Source organism: Paenarthrobacter aurescens (assembly GCF_041549525.1).
GTDB classification, from domain to species: domain Bacteria; phylum Actinomycetota; class Actinomycetes; order Actinomycetales; family Micrococcaceae; genus Arthrobacter; species Arthrobacter aurescens.
This window is the reverse complement of record NZ_CP157456.1, coordinates 155,040-172,197: the sequence shown is the minus strand read 5'-3', so window position 1 is coordinate 172,197 and position 17,158 is coordinate 155,040. Positions and strand designations below refer to the sequence as shown.

Below are 17,158 nucleotides of genomic sequence, written 5' to 3'. Positions count from 1 at the left end.
TACTTCCGGGCCCCAAGATCGGGGAAACGCATAGACTCGGGCTGTGGAAACGTGGACGGTTGAAACGAACGACGGCGGCGGGCAGCTTGAGGTGCACACCTTCCGGCCCGCTTCGTCTGCCTCGCTGCCGGGGTCCAAGGCACCTGCTGAACCAGCCGGCGTCGTACTTGTTCATGGCACCTTGGTGACCGACTCCCTGTACTGGCCGTTCGCGCGGACCCTGAGTGTGATGCTGGGGCGTCCCGTGCACAGTTACAACCGCCGTGGCAGGGGCCATTCTGCGCCACAACCGCCGGGCTACTCCGTAGATACCGAGATCGCGGACCTTCAGACGGTCATGGAACACAGCGGCTCAACGGATGTGGTGGCACACAGCTACGGCGGATTTGTGGCACTGCAAGCCGCCCGCCGGGCCCGGATCAACAAGCTGGTTACCTACGATGCCGCCGTGTCCCTCTCCGGCAATCTCAGCAGCCGGTGGCGGCCCGAACTTGAGGAAGCGGTCACGTCCGGCCAACTGGACCATGCATGGGCCCATCTGGTGCAGGGGCTGGGAACCGCCGGGCCGATTTCCTATCTGCCCATGGGTGCGCTCCGGGCACTCAGCGTCCTCTCCGCCCGGACCCGACTGGGCCTGGAGATGCGCTCCTTGCTGCCCACGGCCGTCACGGAAATGCGGGCAGTCCTGGACGCCGACGCCCATCTTCACGATTTCATGAAGTTGTCCACGCCCACGCTCATGCTCAGTGGCGGCTGGAGCCCGTCGTACTTCGCGGAGACCGGCCGGATGCTGGCCGGTGCGGTGCCGGCAATCAGCTTCGCTGTGGTGCCGCTGCAGTTCCATGAAGGTCCGCTCCGGCCAGGGAAACGGCTCGCAGCGCGCATCGCGAGGTTCCTGTCCGGGAACCCCGTGGAGCAAGAACCCGGCATTGCCACCTAGGATGTTCCGGTGAAGGAACGGGACATCAAAACGCACGACGGCGGCAAACTCGCCTTGTACAGCTACGGTACGGAAAACGCGCCCGGGGAACGCCGCGTGGTGCTCATTGGAGGCGCATTCCTCACCGCCCTGATCTACCGCCCCTTCTCCATAGCCTTGGCGAAGGGTCTCGGTGAAGGCTGGGCCGTGGATGTCTATGACAGGCGCGGCCGTGGCAAGTCCACTGAACAGCCGCAGGACTACTCCATGTCCACGGAAATCGCCGATGTCCGCACCATCATGGACGCCACCGGTGCCCGGAACATCATGGGCCACAGCCTTGGCGGTGCCGTTGCCCTGAACGCAGCCCAGGAATTCGCGGGCACAGCCCACCAACCGGACAAGCTGGCCGTGTACGACGCCGCTGTGAACATTGATGGCAGCATGGACACCGCCTGGCTGGATGGATTCGCTGAGTCCGTCAATCAAGGTGATGTGGGGCGGGCACTGGCCAGGATGAAGCGTGGCATGCACCCCGGTACTGCCTTGGCGCGGGTTCCGGAGCCGGTGCTGGCCGGGTTGATGGCAGTGGTGTCCCGGACCAGGATCAACAAGCTCTTCCGCGAACTCATGCCCTCAGGTGTGGGCGAACTCAAAGCAGCTTTCGATGCCGCCGATACGCCGCGCGATTTTTCGGTCCTGCCTCCCACCACCCATTTCATGGTGGGCAAGAAGAGTCCCCGGTTTTATAAGGTCACCGCCGCACGGCTGAACAGGGCAGTTCCCGGCAGCACCCTGGAAGTCTCACCCAAAGGCTTTCACGGCTCCGTTCCCGCTGCGGTCAATGAACTGGTCTCCGATATTTCGGACTACTTCAAGGGCTGAGCACGTCCCCTCGTTATCCACATAAGGGTTGACATGCTGCCCACAGTCAGGTGGCTCAGTTAGGCTCAAGTCATGACGCGCGACATCATCATGACCCAAGACGGCGGACACCTGGAACTACTCACCACCGGCGGTGAGCTGGCAGCGGCGGGCTCCGGCGTCGTCGTCGTTCCGGCCTCCATGGTGACGGCCACCGACTACGCACGCTTCGCCCAAAAACTCAGCGAGGCCCTTGGCCGCCCTGTCCACACGTTCAACCGGCGTGGGCGCGGAGATTCGTCCCCACAACCTGATGACTACACGCTGGAAGCGGACATTCGGGACCTCCACGACGTCATGAAGCACACGTCCAGCACTGATGTGTTCGGGCACAGCTTCGGCGGCGCAGTGGCGCTGCATGCGGCCCGGACCCTTCCTGTTGAGCGCCTTGCGGTGTACGACCCCGCAGTGTCGGTCAACCACAGCGTCAAGGCCGACTGGACACCGGACTATGAACGCGCGACGGCGGCGGGAGACTATGACCGCGCCCTCGCCATCCTCATCAAGGGAGTGGAGACCGGCGGCGCTTTTGCCCGTATGCCCCTGTCCATGTTGACCCTGGCAAACAAGCTTGCCGCCGGCACGCCTCTGGGCAAGCAGATGCGGGAGCTGATGACATGCGGCGTTCGCGAAATCAAAGCGGTCATCGCTGCGGACATGCCGGCCGAGCCTTTCGTTGAGCTGCCCCTGGAAACCCTCATTGTGGTGGGTGAAAAGAGCCCGGCATACTTCGGTGTTGCGTGCGGTCAGATCCACGACATCCTGTCCGGGTCCAGCTACACCATTCTTCCCGGGTACGGGCATGACGGGCCCAACAAGGCGCCGGACAAGCTGATCTCGGAGTTGTCAGAGTTCTTCTCCGGCTAGGTGTACCGGCTGCGGGCCGGCCAAACGGTGCACGGGTGTATTGCAGCTTGGCAGATCTCTTGTCCCCCGCTTAGGCTATAAATACCAAGCCCCCTTATCTTTTGAGGGGTGGGTGCTGTGTCGATCTTGAATCACACGCAGCACCTTCCGTGTTCCAGACCTCGGCAACAGGAGGACCACCATGACTGACCAGTACACATTCCGAAACCCGGTCACCGCCTACGAGCAGATCTCACCGCCCAAACAACACCAGCCCGAGCCCGGCCTTGACGCCGAGCTGACACCCAAGGCTGACCTGGGTGAAGAGAGCTACCGGGGCACGGGACGACTGGAAGGCCGCAAAGCGATTGTCACCGGGGCCGACTCGGGAATCGGCGCAGCCACAGCTATCGCCTTCGCCCGGGAAGGGGCGGACGTTGTTCTTTCCTACCTGCCCGAAGAGGAAGAAGATGCAGCACGAATCGCAGGCATCATCGAAGCAGCCGGACGCAAAGCCGTGAAAGTGCCCGGGGACCTCAAAGACTCTGCCACCTGCCAGGAAGTGGTGGATACGGCCGTAGCTGTCCTCGGTGGAGTAGACATCCTCGTCAACAACGCCGGCAAGCAGGTTGCACAGAAAGACCTGACCGAGATTACCGACGAACAGTTCGACCACACGCAGAAGACCAACGTCTACGCAATGTTCTGGCTGACCAAGGCGGCACTGCCGCACCTTCCTGCGGGATCAACCATTATCAACACCACATCCATTCAGGCCTACAACCCATCGCCAACCCTGGTGGACTACGCCACCACCAAGGCCAGCATCAACAACTTCACCAAGGGTCTGGCACATCAACTCGCACCCAAGGGCATCCGGGTCAACGCAGTAGCCCCCGGACCCATCTGGACGCCCCTGCAGGTCAGCAGCGGGCAACCCAAGGAAGAACTGCCTGAGTTCGGACAATCCACTCCCCTGGGTCGAGCAGGCCAGCCGGCGGAACTGGCGCCGGCCTATGTGTTCCTGGCCTCGCCCGAGTCCAGCTACGTGATCGGCGAAACGCTCAACGTCAACGGTGGAAGCCCTACGCCTTAGCGCTAGGCCGGACGCTGTTAGTGTCTGGTGGTTAAAGCAGAAGGGCCCCGACCTGGTGGTCGGGGCCTTTCTGTAATGGTTGTCCGGCGGTGTCCTACTCTCCCACACCCTCCCGGGTGCAGTACCATCGGCGCTGTGGGTCTTAGCTTCCGGGTTCGGAATGGGACCGGGCGTTTCCCCCACGCTATGACCGCCGTAACTCTGTTACCCGACCCCGTGGGGTGGGAAATCTTTGGGTTACAACTGTGGTGTTGTTACAACTGTGGTGTTGTTTCAACTGTGGTGTTGTTATTCAGTTGTTGGTTCCTGGAACAACCTGTTGTGGGTTGTTGTTCGGGAACCACATAGTGGACGCGTGCAGTGTGTTGTGTGGTGTAAGTTGTTGGCCTATTAGTACCGGTCAGCTTCACGAGTCTTTAGTCCTCGCTTCCACATCCGGCCTATCAACCCAGTGGTCTGGCTGGGGGCCTCTCACACATAATGTGTATGGAAATCTCATCTTGAAGCGAGCTTCCCGCTTAGATGCTTTCAGCGGTTATCCCATCCGAACGTAGCTAATCAGCGATGCACTTGGCAGTACAACTGACACACCAGAGGTTCGTCCGTCCCGGTCCTCTCGTACTAAGGACAGCCCTTCTCAAATTTCCTGCGCGCGCAGCGGATAGGGACCGAACTGTCTCACGACGTTCTAAACCCAGCTCGCGTACCGCTTTAATGGGCGAACAGCCCAACCCTTGGGACCTACTCCAGCCCCAGGATGCGACGAGCCGACATCGAGGTGCCAAACCATGCCGTCGATATGGACTCTTGGGCAAGATCAGCCTGTTATCCCCGAGGTACCTTTTATCCGTTGAGCGACGGCCATTCCACAATGTACCGCCGGATCACTAGTCCCGACTTTCGTCCCTGCTTGAGATGTCTCTCTCACAGTCAAGCTCCCTTGTGCACTTACACTCGACACCTGATTGCCAACCAGGCTGAGGGAACCTTTGGGCGCCTCCGTTACTTTTTAGGAGGCAACCGCCCCAGTTAAACTACCCATCAGGCACTGTCCCTGACCCGGATCACGGGCCGAAGTTAGATGTCCAAAGTGACCAGAGTGGTATTTCAACGATGACTCCACCCGAACTGGCGTCCGGGTTTCAACGTCTCCCACCTATCCTACACAAGCCACTCCGAACACCAATACCAAACTATAGTAAAGGTCTCGGGGTCTTTCCGTCCTGCTGCGCGTAACGAGCATCTTTACTCGTACTGCAATTTCGCCGAGTTTATGGTTGAGACAGCGGGGAAGTCGTTACTCCATTCGTGCAGGTCGGAACTTACCCGACAAGGAATTTCGCTACCTTAGGATGGTTATAGTTACCACCGCCGTTTACTGGGGCTTAAATTCTCAGCTTCGCCCGTAAGGGCTAACCGGTCCTCTTAACCTTCCAGCACCGGGCAGGAGTCAGTCCGTATACATCGTCTTGCGACTTCGCACGGACCTGTGTTTTTAGTAAACAGTCGCTTCCCCCTGGTCTCTGCGGCCCACACCCGCTCACGGAGAGCAAGTCTCCATCACGGGGCAGGCCCCCCTTCTCCCGAAGTTACGGGGGCATTTTGCCGAGTTCCTTAACCATAATTCTCTCGATCGCCTTGGTATTCTCTACCTGATCACCTGTGTCGGTTTGGGGTACGGGCGGCTAAAACCTCGCGTCGATGCTTTTCTTGGCAGCATAGGATCACCGGATCCCCCCAAACGGGGGTCCCATCAGATCTCAGGATCGTGCTCGAAGCACACAGGAACGGATTTGCCTATCCCTGACCCTACATCCTTAGACCGGGGCAACCATCGCCCGGCCCGGCTACCTTCCTGCGTCACACCTGTTAATACGCTTACCTCCCGGGATCAGGTCCCGCGCTCGGCCAAAACCCACACACCACAAGGGTGGGCGGGCAGGCTCCGGGCGGTTAGTATCCCCCGCTTGGCATGGGCGGTTTTTCGCCGGTACGGGAATATCAACCCGTTGTCCATCGACTACGCCTGTCGGCCTCGCCTTAGGTCCCGACTTACCCAGGGCAGATTAGCTTGACCCTGGAACCCTTGATCATTCGGCGGACGGGTTTCTCACCCGTCTTTCGCTACTCATGCCTGCATTCTCACTCGTGTAGGCTCCACCGCTGGTTTCCACCGCGACTTCACTGCCCACACGACGCTCCCCTACCACTCCACACCCCTGAACCACGAAGGCTAGGGCATTATGTGAAATCCACAACTTCGGCGGTGTACTTGAGCCCCGCTACATTGTCGGCGCGGAATCACTTGACCAGTGAGCTATTACGCACTCTTTCAAGGATGGCTGCTTCTAAGCCAACCTCCTGGTTGTCTTCGCAACTCCACATCCTTTCCCACTTAGCACACGCTTAGGGGCCTTAGTTGGTGGTCTGGGCTGTTTCCCTCTCGACTATGAAGCTTATCCCCCACAGTCTCACTGCTGCGCTCTGACTTACCGGCATTCGGAGTTTGGCTGACGTCAGTAACCTTGTAGGGCCCATCGGCCATCCAGTAGCTCTACCTCCGGCAAGAAACACGCAACGCTGCACCTAAATGCATTTCGGGGAGAACCAGCTATCACGGAGTTTGATTGGCCTTTCACCCCTACCCACAGCTCATCCCCTCCATTTTCAACTGAAGTGGGTTCGGTCCTCCACGACGTCTTACCGTCGCTTCAACCTGGCCATGGGTAGATCACTCCGCTTCGGGTCTAGATCACGCCACTACACTCGCCCTATTCAGACTCGCTTTCGCTACGGCTACCCCACACGGGTTAACCTCGCGACGTAACACTAACTCGCAGGCTCATTCTTCAAAAGGCACGCCGTCACAGTTACTTGTGATTACTCACGACTGCTCCGACGGATTGTAAGCACACGGTTTCAGGTACTGTTTCACTCCCCTCCCGGGGTACTTTTCACCTTTCCCTCACGGTACTGGTCCGCTATCGGTCATTAGGAAGTATTTAGGCTTATCAGGTGGTCCTGACAGATTCGCACGGGATTTCTCGGGCCCCGTGCTACTTGGGATACTCCCCAGGCCGTGCACAACATTACGGTTACGGGGCTCACACCCTCTCTGGCCGGCCTTTCAAGACCGTTCACCTATGCCTGCACCTCACCTCACTGGTCCGGCAGAACCAGAACGGAAAGTCCCACAACCCCGCCCATGCAACGCCCGCCGGCTATCACACATGGAAACGGTTTAGCCTGATCCGCGTTCGCTCGCCACTACTAACGGAATCACTATTGTTTTCTCTTCCTGCGGGTACTGAGATGTTTCACTTCCCCGCGTTCCCCCCACGCACCCTATGTGTTCAGATGCGGGTCACACAATCACCATGACAGCGTTGTGCGGGGTTTCCCCATTCGGACATCCTGGGATCAACGCTCGGTTATCAACTCCCCCAGGCTTATCGCAGATTCCTACGTCCTTCTTCGGCTCCTAATGCCAAGGCATCCACCGTGTGCCCTTAAAAACTTGACCACACAAGATCAAAAACTTACTCGAGAGAACCATGACCACAAGGGCCAGGTTCATTCATAAGAAATTGCTGTAGAAACACACACCAACCAACCCCCAAAAAGGAAGCCAGCCACGCGTGTGTTTCAGATGCTCGCGTCCACTATGTAGTTCTCAAACAACAACCCCGTCAACCACACCCCCAACCACCACAACCACCCCAACAAAAGGAGTAGCCGCTCAACGGTGACCAGAGGAACCGGCCGCAGGAACAAAAGAAACACCAGAAGTGCCCCCATGCATTGCTGCAAAAAGGTCCTGTTGCCTCAGGACCCAACAGTGCGCCAAACACAACCCCCACAAACCACGCCCCGGCAGCGTTCCACACAACCCACACCCCCACCAAAGCAGGAACACAGGAAGCCGTACTAACACCAGGACACAACCAGGAAAGGCCATGCCAAAGAAACTTTGATTTGTTGATATTCCACCCATGAGCACCCACCGCAGAACAGACGCCTGCGCAATGGGCAACACTGACAACCACCACCACACCCATACAGGCACAGCAACCAGTTGTTAGCAGCTCCTTAGAAAGGAGGTGATCCAGCCGCACCTTCCGGTACGGCTACCTTGTTACGACTTAGTCCCAATCGCCGGTCCCACCTTCGACGGCTCCCCCCACAAGGGTTAGGCCACCGGCTTCGGGTGTTACCAACTTTCGTGACTTGACGGGCGGTGTGTACAAGGCCCGGGAACGTATTCACCGCAGCGTTGCTGATCTGCGATTACTAGCGACTCCGACTTCATGGGGTCGAGTTGCAGACCCCAATCCGAACTGAGACCGGCTTTTTGGGATTAGCTCCACCTCACAGTATCGCAACCCTTTGTACCGGCCATTGTAGCATGCGTGAAGCCCAAGACATAAGGGGCATGATGATTTGACGTCGTCCCCACCTTCCTCCGAGTTGACCCCGGCAGTCTCCTATGAGTCCCCGCCATAACGCGCTGGCAACATAGAACGAGGGTTGCGCTCGTTGCGGGACTTAACCCAACATCTCACGACACGAGCTGACGACAACCATGCACCACCTGTAAACCGACCGCAAGCGGGGCACCTGTTTCCAGGTCTTTCCGGTTCATGTCAAGCCTTGGTAAGGTTCTTCGCGTTGCATCGAATTAATCCGCATGCTCCGCCGCTTGTGCGGGCCCCCGTCAATTCCTTTGAGTTTTAGCCTTGCGGCCGTACTCCCCAGGCGGGGCACTTAATGCGTTAGCTACGGCGCGGAAAACGTGGAATGTCCCCCACACCTAGTGCCCAACGTTTACGGCATGGACTACCAGGGTATCTAATCCTGTTCGCTCCCCATGCTTTCGCTCCTCAGCGTCAGTTACAGCCCAGAGACCTGCCTTCGCCATCGGTGTTCCTCCTGATATCTGCGCATTTCACCGCTACACCAGGAATTCCAGTCTCCCCTACTGCACTCTAGTCTGCCCGTACCCACTGCAGAACCGGAGTTGAGCCCCGGTCTTTCACAGCAGACGCGACAAACCGCCTACGAGCTCTTTACGCCCAATAATTCCGGATAACGCTTGCGCCCTACGTATTACCGCGGCTGCTGGCACGTAGTTAGCCGGCGCTTCTTCTGCAGGTACCGTCACTTTCGCTTCTTCCCTACTGAAAGAGGTTTACAACCCGAAGGCCGTCATCCCTCACGCGGCGTCGCTGCATCAGGCTTGCGCCCATTGTGCAATATTCCCCACTGCTGCCTCCCGTAGGAGTCTGGGCCGTGTCTCAGTCCCAGTGTGGCCGGTCACCCTCTCAGGCCGGCTACCCGTCGTCGCCTTGGTAGGCCATTACCCCACCAACAAGCTGATAGGCCGCGAGTCCATCCAAAACCACAAAAAGCTTTCCACCACCATGACATGCGCCAGATGGTCATATCCGGTATTAGACCCAGTTTCCCAGGCTTATCCCAGAGTCAAGGGCAGGTTACTCACGTGTTACTCACCCGTTCGCCACTAATCCCCCAGCAAGCTGGGATCATCGTTCGACTTGCATGTGTTAAGCACGCCGCCAGCGTTCATCCTGAGCCAGGATCAAACTCTCCGTTGAAGTAAAACAAATCAAACAGACACAACCACACCCACCGGAAATAACGGCGGACACGGCTGCACAAAATTCGAAACCAGCTGAAAACCAGACCACCACACACGGGGGTGCATGACGACCTGGCCATAATTTCAACCAATCAATAAAACAATCGGCATCAACAAACTTGGCACACTATTGAGTTCTCAAACAACAGACCCTCCAAAACATCACCCACAGCACACCACACAAAGCAGCGCACCCAACAGGGCCATTGGAAAAGAAGAGTTATTTTTGGCCGCCTACCGAACCGTACACACCTTCCGGCTTTCCGTTTCGCACCCGGCGACTCAGAAAACAATACACGCCCCACACCCCCAACGCAAATCCACCCCCAACCACACCCCCACCACCCCCAAAACCCCCACAACACCGCCGTCGAACACCACCTAACGACGCGTCTGCGCTGGCGTACCTCAAGCTGCCAACAGATCCACGCGTTGCGGGTGCAATAAGAGGGTCGCAATGAGGGGACAAATGACGTCGTGGCCGCCTGATGGGAGGATGGAACGCATGGAACTGCACATCACCGGAGATGCCGCCGCCGACCAACTGCTCAGTGACGACGCTTTTGCGTTGTTGACGGGTATGTTGCTCGATCAACAAGTCACTATGGAGTCGGCGTTTGCCGGGCCGGAGAAGATCCGCGCCAGGCTGGGCTCCCTCAATCCGGAGACCATCGCCGAGTACGATCCCGCCGGGTTCGTGGAAGTTTTCAAGGAACGGCCTGCAGTCCATAGGTTCCCAGGCTCCATGGCTGCGCGGGTCCAGGACCTCGCCGCCACCGTACACGCTCACTGGGATGGCGATGCTGCTGCCATTTGGACGCGCGGAAACCCTGACGGCCCCGAGGTACTCCGTCGGCTCAAAGCACTGCCGGGCTTCGGGGATCAAAAGGCAAAGATCTTCCTGGCGCTCCTGGGCAAGCAATGCGGCCTGCAGGCGGAGGGATGGCGCGAAGCCGCCGGCCACTACGGCGAAGAGGGCTCGTATCTCTCAGTCGCCGACATCGTGGACCCCGAATCCCTGGTCAAAGTCCGCGCCAGCAAGCAGGCAGCGAAAGCAGCTGCCAAGGCTGCCAAGTCAGCCGGCAACTAGCCGCCCCCATTTACGGAACCAAGGGCGGCCCCCGCGTTAGCTGTTCTGCATCTGGATGTGGAAGTCGGTGGCCATCTGATCCTTGAGCTACGCGGCCGCTGCGAATCTGAGGTACGCGACTGCCCGGCGGCCTTCACGGTCAGCAGAGATGAGAACAGTCACGTCTTCACATCCACAGTCGGGCCGGGTGCGCACGCCCAGTAGTTGCTTGTGGCCCTCGGCGCGTCCGAGTGGATGGACGGAAGCCGCTCAATACCTCCATGGGCGGCAACCACTGCCTACGTTCTGATTTTCCTTATCCCACTCGCAGCAGCAATAGCTACGATCGTGATGCTGACCAAGCGCAGCATCGCGTTTTGGATACCGCTTCTCTCGATAATGGTCACGTCAATCATGGTGGTCGTCCTCGACGCTTACGGGCAGGCGTGACATCTTGTAGAGCTAGCCTCTGGGCGCACCTCGAGGAGCGAGCTGCGGTGCGGTGGACCTCGGGAAGGTTGATCACTATGTGGGGGTGCTCAGAGCGGCCCTCAGCTGATGGGTGTTGGGTGTTTGGTGGTTAAGAGCGAAGGGCCCCGACCTGGTGGTCGGGGCCTTTCTGTAATGGTTGTCCGGCGGTGTCCTACTCTCCCACACCCTCCCGGGTGCAGTACCATCGGCGCTGTGGGTCTTAGCTTCCGGGTTCGGAATGGGACCGGGCGTTTCCCCCACGCTATGACCGCCGTAACTCTGTTACCCGACCCCGTGGGGTGGGAAATCTTTGGGTTACAACTGTGGTGTTGTTACAACTGTGGTGTTGTTTCAACTGTGGTGTTGTTATTCAGTTGTTGGTTCCTGGAACAACCTGTTGTGGGTTGTTGTTCGGGAACCACATAGTGGACGCGTGCAGTGTGTTGTGTGGTGTAAGTTGTTGGCCTATTAGTACCGGTCAGCTTCACGAGTCTTTAGTCCTCGCTTCCACATCCGGCCTATCAACCCAGTGGTCTGGCTGGGGGCCTCTCACACATAATGTGTATGGAAATCTCATCTTGAAGCGAGCTTCCCGCTTAGATGCTTTCAGCGGTTATCCCATCCGAACGTAGCTAATCAGCGATGCACTTGGCAGTACAACTGACACACCAGAGGTTCGTCCGTCCCGGTCCTCTCGTACTAAGGACAGCCCTTCTCAAATTTCCTGCGCGCGCAGCGGATAGGGACCGAACTGTCTCACGACGTTCTAAACCCAGCTCGCGTACCGCTTTAATGGGCGAACAGCCCAACCCTTGGGACCTACTCCAGCCCCAGGATGCGACGAGCCGACATCGAGGTGCCAAACCATGCCGTCGATATGGACTCTTGGGCAAGATCAGCCTGTTATCCCCGAGGTACCTTTTATCCGTTGAGCGACGGCCATTCCACAATGTACCGCCGGATCACTAGTCCCGACTTTCGTCCCTGCTTGAGATGTCTCTCTCACAGTCAAGCTCCCTTGTGCACTTACACTCGACACCTGATTGCCAACCAGGCTGAGGGAACCTTTGGGCGCCTCCGTTACTTTTTAGGAGGCAACCGCCCCAGTTAAACTACCCATCAGGCACTGTCCCTGACCCGGATCACGGGCCGAAGTTAGATGTCCAAAGTGACCAGAGTGGTATTTCAACGATGACTCCACCCGAACTGGCGTCCGGGTTTCAACGTCTCCCACCTATCCTACACAAGCCACTCCGAACACCAATACCAAACTATAGTAAAGGTCTCGGGGTCTTTCCGTCCTGCTGCGCGTAACGAGCATCTTTACTCGTACTGCAATTTCGCCGAGTTTATGGTTGAGACAGCGGGGAAGTCGTTACTCCATTCGTGCAGGTCGGAACTTACCCGACAAGGAATTTCGCTACCTTAGGATGGTTATAGTTACCACCGCCGTTTACTGGGGCTTAAATTCTCAGCTTCGCCCGTAAGGGCTAACCGGTCCTCTTAACCTTCCAGCACCGGGCAGGAGTCAGTCCGTATACATCGTCTTGCGACTTCGCACGGACCTGTGTTTTTAGTAAACAGTCGCTTCCCCCTGGTCTCTGCGGCCCACACCCGCTCACGGAGAGCAAGTCTCCATCACGGGGCAGGCCCCCCTTCTCCCGAAGTTACGGGGGCATTTTGCCGAGTTCCTTAACCATAATTCTCTCGATCGCCTTGGTATTCTCTACCTGATCACCTGTGTCGGTTTGGGGTACGGGCGGCTAAAACCTCGCGTCGATGCTTTTCTTGGCAGCATAGGATCACCGGATCCCCCCATACGGGGGTCCCATCAGATCTCAGGATCGTGCTCGAAGCACACAGGAACGGATTTGCCTATCCCTGACCCTACATCCTTAGACCGGGGCAACCATCGCCCGGCCCGGCTACCTTCCTGCGTCACACCTGTTAATACGCTTACCTCCCGGGATCAGGTCCCGCGCTCGGCCAAAACCCACACACCACAAGGGTGGGCGGGCAGGCTCCGGGCGGTTAGTATCCCCCGCTTGGCATGGGCGGTTTTTCGCCGGTACGGGAATATCAACCCGTTGTCCATCGACTACGCCTGTCGGCCTCGCCTTAGGTCCCGACTTACCCAGGGCAGATTAGCTTGACCCTGGAACCCTTGATCATTCGGCGGACGGGTTTCTCACCCGTCTTTCGCTACTCATGCCTGCATTCTCACTCGTGTAGGCTCCACCGCTGGTTTCCACCGCGACTTCACTGCCCACACGACGCTCCCCTACCACTCCACACCCCTGAACCACGAAGGCTAGGGCATTATGTGAAATCCACAACTTCGGCGGTGTACTTGAGCCCCGCTACATTGTCGGCGCGGAATCACTTGACCAGTGAGCTATTACGCACTCTTTCAAGGATGGCTGCTTCTAAGCCAACCTCCTGGTTGTCTTCGCAACTCCACATCCTTTCCCACTTAGCACACGCTTAGGGGCCTTAGTTGGTGGTCTGGGCTGTTTCCCTCTCGACTATGAAGCTTATCCCCCACAGTCTCACTGCTGCGCTCTGACTTACCGGCATTCGGAGTTTGGCTGACGTCAGTAACCTTGTAGGGCCCATCGGCCATCCAGTAGCTCTACCTCCGGCAAGAAACACGCAACGCTGCACCTAAATGCATTTCGGGGAGAACCAGCTATCACGGAGTTTGATTGGCCTTTCACCCCTACCCACAGCTCATCCCCTCCATTTTCAACTGAAGTGGGTTCGGTCCTCCACGACGTCTTACCGTCGCTTCAACCTGGCCATGGGTAGATCACTCCGCTTCGGGTCTAGATCACGCCACTACACTCGCCCTATTCAGACTCGCTTTCGCTACGGCTACCCCACACGGGTTAACCTCGCGACGTAACACTAACTCGCAGGCTCATTCTTCAAAAGGCACGCCGTCACAGTTACTTGTGATTACTCACGACTGCTCCGACGGATTGTAAGCACACGGTTTCAGGTACTGTTTCACTCCCCTCCCGGGGTACTTTTCACCTTTCCCTCACGGTACTGGTCCGCTATCGGTCATTAGGAAGTATTTAGGCTTATCAGGTGGTCCTGACAGATTCGCACGGGATTTCTCGGGCCCCGTGCTACTTGGGATACTCCCCAGGCCGTGCACAACATTACGGTTACGGGGCTCACACCCTCTCTGGCCGGCCTTTCAAGACCGTTCACCTATGCCTGCACCTCACCTCACTGGTCCGGCAGAACCAGAACGGAAAGTCCCACAACCCCGCCCATGCAACGCCCGCCGGCTATCACACATGGAAACGGTTTAGCCTGATCCGCGTTCGCTCGCCACTACTAACGGAATCACTATTGTTTTCTCTTCCTGCGGGTACTGAGATGTTTCACTTCCCCGCGTTCCCCCCACGCACCCTATGTGTTCAGATGCGGGTCACACAATCACCATGACAGCGTTGTGCGGGGTTTCCCCATTCGGACATCCTGGGATCAACGCTCGGTTATCAACTCCCCCAGGCTTATCGCAGATTCCTACGTCCTTCTTCGGCTCCTAATGCCAAGGCATCCACCGTGTGCCCTTAAAAACTTGACCACACAAGATCAAAAACTTACTCGAGAGAACCATGACCACAAGGGCCAGGTTCATTCATAAGAAATTGCTGTAGAAACACACACCAACCAACCCCCAAAAAGGAAGCCAGCCACGCGTGTGTTTCAGATGCTCGCGTCCACTATGTAGTTCTCAAACAACAACCCCGTCAACCACACCCCCAACCACCACAACCACCCCAACAAAAGGAGTAGCCGCTCAACGGTGACCAGAGGAACCGGCCGCAGGAACAAAAGAAACACCAGAAGTGCCCCCATGCATTGCTGCAAAAAGGTCCTGTTGCCTCAGGACCCAACAGTGCGCCAAACACAACCCCCACAAACCACGCCCCGGCAGCGTTCCACACAACCCACACCCCCACCAAAGCAGGAACACAGGAAGCCGTACTAACACCAGGACACAACCAGGAAAGGCCATGCCAAAGAAACTTTGATTTGTTGATATTCCACCCATGAGCACCCACCGCAGAACAGACGCCTGCGCAATGGGCAACACTGACAACCACCACCACACCCATACAGGCACAGCAACCAGTTGTTAGCAGCTCCTTAGAAAGGAGGTGATCCAGCCGCACCTTCCGGTACGGCTACCTTGTTACGACTTAGTCCCAATCGCCGGTCCCACCTTCGACGGCTCCCCCCACAAGGGTTAGGCCACCGGCTTCGGGTGTTACCAACTTTCGTGACTTGACGGGCGGTGTGTACAAGGCCCGGGAACGTATTCACCGCAGCGTTGCTGATCTGCGATTACTAGCGACTCCGACTTCATGGGGTCGAGTTGCAGACCCCAATCCGAACTGAGACCGGCTTTTTGGGATTAGCTCCACCTCACAGTATCGCAACCCTTTGTACCGGCCATTGTAGCATGCGTGAAGCCCAAGACATAAGGGGCATGATGATTTGACGTCGTCCCCACCTTCCTCCGAGTTGACCCCGGCAGTCTCCTATGAGTCCCCGCCATAACGCGCTGGCAACATAGAACGAGGGTTGCGCTCGTTGCGGGACTTAACCCAACATCTCACGACACGAGCTGACGACAACCATGCACCACCTGTAAACCGACCGCAAGCGGGGCACCTGTTTCCAGGTCTTTCCGGTTCATGTCAAGCCTTGGTAAGGTTCTTCGCGTTGCATCGAATTAATCCGCATGCTCCGCCGCTTGTGCGGGCCCCCGTCAATTCCTTTGAGTTTTAGCCTTGCGGCCGTACTCCCCAGGCGGGGCACTTAATGCGTTAGCTACGGCGCGGAAAACGTGGAATGTCCCCCACACCTAGTGCCCAACGTTTACGGCATGGACTACCAGGGTATCTAATCCTGTTCGCTCCCCATGCTTTCGCTCCTCAGCGTCAGTTACAGCCCAGAGACCTGCCTTCGCCATCGGTGTTCCTCCTGATATCTGCGCATTTCACCGCTACACCAGGAATTCCAGTCTCCCCTACTGCACTCTAGTCTGCCCGTACCCACTGCAGAACCGGAGTTGAGCCCCGGTCTTTCACAGCAGACGCGACAAACCGCCTACGAGCTCTTTACGCCCAATAATTCCGGATAACGCTTGCGCCCTACGTATTACCGCGGCTGCTGGCACGTAGTTAGCCGGCGCTTCTTCTGCAGGTACCGTCACTTTCGCTTCTTCCCTACTGAAAGAGGTTTACAACCCGAAGGCCGTCATCCCTCACGCGGCGTCGCTGCATCAGGCTTGCGCCCATTGTGCAATATTCCCCACTGCTGCCTCCCGTAGGAGTCTGGGCCGTGTCTCAGTCCCAGTGTGGCCGGTCACCCTCTCAGGCCGGCTACCCGTCGTCGCCTTGGTAGGCCATTACCCCACCAACAAGCTGATAGGCCGCGAGTCCATCCAAAACCACAAAAAGCTTTCCACCACCATGACATGCGCCAGATGGTCATATCCGGTATTAGACCCAGTTTCCCAGGCTTATCCCAGAGTCAAGGGCAGGTTACTCACGTGTTACTCACCCGTTCGCCACTAATCCCCCAGCAAGCTGGGATCATCGTTCGACTTGCATGTGTTAAGCACGCCGCCAGCGTTCATCCTGAGCCAGGATCAAACTCTCCGTTGAAGTAAAACAAATCAAACAGACACAACCACACCCACCGGAAATAACGGCGGACACGGCTGCACAAAATTCGAAACCAGCTGAAAACCAGACCACCACACACGGGGGTGCATGACGACCTGGCCATAATTTCAACCAATCAATAAAACAATCGGCATCAACAAACTTGGCACACTATTGAGTTCTCAAACAACAGACACACCCGGCACCAACCAGAACCCTCACAGGTCCCGGAATCGCTCCGGAGCAACTTTTCAAACTTACCCGAACCAGCCGCACAAAGCAAACCAGAACCCGGGCCTCCCACACCACCCAGCAGCGCACAAAAGCACCACCGAAACCGGCGAATTTGAAAGGGAGTCGGTCGCTATCTTTCCGCATCAGCGGCGGCGACTCGAATAACTTTACACGCGCCCAACCCCCACACCAAATCCACCCCAACACCACCCAAAACCCCCGCAAACACACGGCAAACAACCCCACC

General features: G+C 57.5%; 5 protein-coding genes and 6 rRNA genes. 5 read left to right on the top strand and 6 right to left on the bottom strand.

The window, feature by feature from the left end; translation table 11 throughout:
• The first annotated feature begins 43 nt into the window (after positions 1–43).
• The 4 genes from ABI796_RS00845 to ABI796_RS00830 all read left to right on the top strand — a co-directional run bounded on the left by ABI796_RS00845 (position 44) and on the right by ABI796_RS00830 (position 3,785).
• Complete coding sequence (locus ABI796_RS00845) at positions 44–940, top strand: alpha/beta fold hydrolase (protein WP_141283329.1); 897 nt, start codon at positions 44–46, stop codon at positions 938–940.
• Positions 941–949: 9 nt separating this feature from the next.
• Positions 950–1,804, top strand: a complete 855-nt coding sequence (locus tag ABI796_RS00840; protein ID WP_141283328.1) for an alpha/beta fold hydrolase — start codon at positions 950–952, stop codon at positions 1,802–1,804.
• Between the two features lie 72 nt (positions 1,805–1,876).
• Positions 1,877–2,710, top strand: a complete 834-nt coding sequence (locus ABI796_RS00835; RefSeq protein WP_141283327.1) for an alpha/beta fold hydrolase — start codon at positions 1,877–1,879, stop codon at positions 2,708–2,710.
• A 181-nt stretch (positions 2,711–2,891) separates the two neighbouring features.
• Positions 2,892–3,785 carry a glucose 1-dehydrogenase gene (locus ABI796_RS00830; protein WP_141283326.1) on the top strand — a complete coding sequence of 298 codons (894 nt, stop codon included), beginning with the start codon at positions 2,892–2,894 and terminating at the stop codon, positions 3,783–3,785.
• 81 nt (positions 3,786–3,866) lie between these two features.
• On the opposite strand, the gene rrf (ABI796_RS00825) is transcribed toward ABI796_RS00830, so the two are convergent.
• The 3 genes from rrf (ABI796_RS00825) to ABI796_RS00815 form a co-directional block, all read right to left on the bottom strand.
• Positions 3,867–3,983 (bottom strand): 5S ribosomal RNA (rrf, locus tag ABI796_RS00825).
• A 171-nt stretch (positions 3,984–4,154) separates the two neighbouring features.
• Positions 4,155–7,308: ribosomal RNA gene (locus ABI796_RS00820) — 23S ribosomal RNA — on the bottom strand.
• A 570-nt stretch (positions 7,309–7,878) separates the two neighbouring features.
• A 16S ribosomal RNA gene (locus tag ABI796_RS00815) occupies positions 7,879–9,400 on the bottom strand.
• Between the two features lie 540 nt (positions 9,401–9,940).
• Here ABI796_RS00815 and ABI796_RS00810 point away from each other — a divergent pair.
• On the top strand, positions 9,941–10,534 hold the full coding sequence (locus tag ABI796_RS00810; RefSeq protein ID WP_141286744.1) for an HhH-GPD-type base excision DNA repair protein: 594 nt from the start codon (positions 9,941–9,943) through the stop codon (positions 10,532–10,534).
• Between the two features lie 609 nt (positions 10,535–11,143).
• On the opposite strand, the gene rrf (ABI796_RS00805) is transcribed toward ABI796_RS00810, so the two are convergent.
• From rrf (ABI796_RS00805) to ABI796_RS00795, 3 genes are all read right to left on the bottom strand, one after another.
• Positions 11,144–11,260, bottom strand: a 5S ribosomal RNA gene (rrf, locus tag ABI796_RS00805).
• 171 nt (positions 11,261–11,431) lie between these two features.
• Positions 11,432–14,585 (bottom strand): 23S ribosomal RNA (locus ABI796_RS00800).
• Positions 14,586–15,155: 570 nt separating this feature from the next.
• Positions 15,156–16,677: ribosomal RNA gene (locus ABI796_RS00795) — 16S ribosomal RNA — on the bottom strand.
• The 16S, 23S and 5S rRNA genes sit together here, the layout of an rRNA operon.
• Positions 16,678–17,158 lie beyond the last annotated feature (481 nt).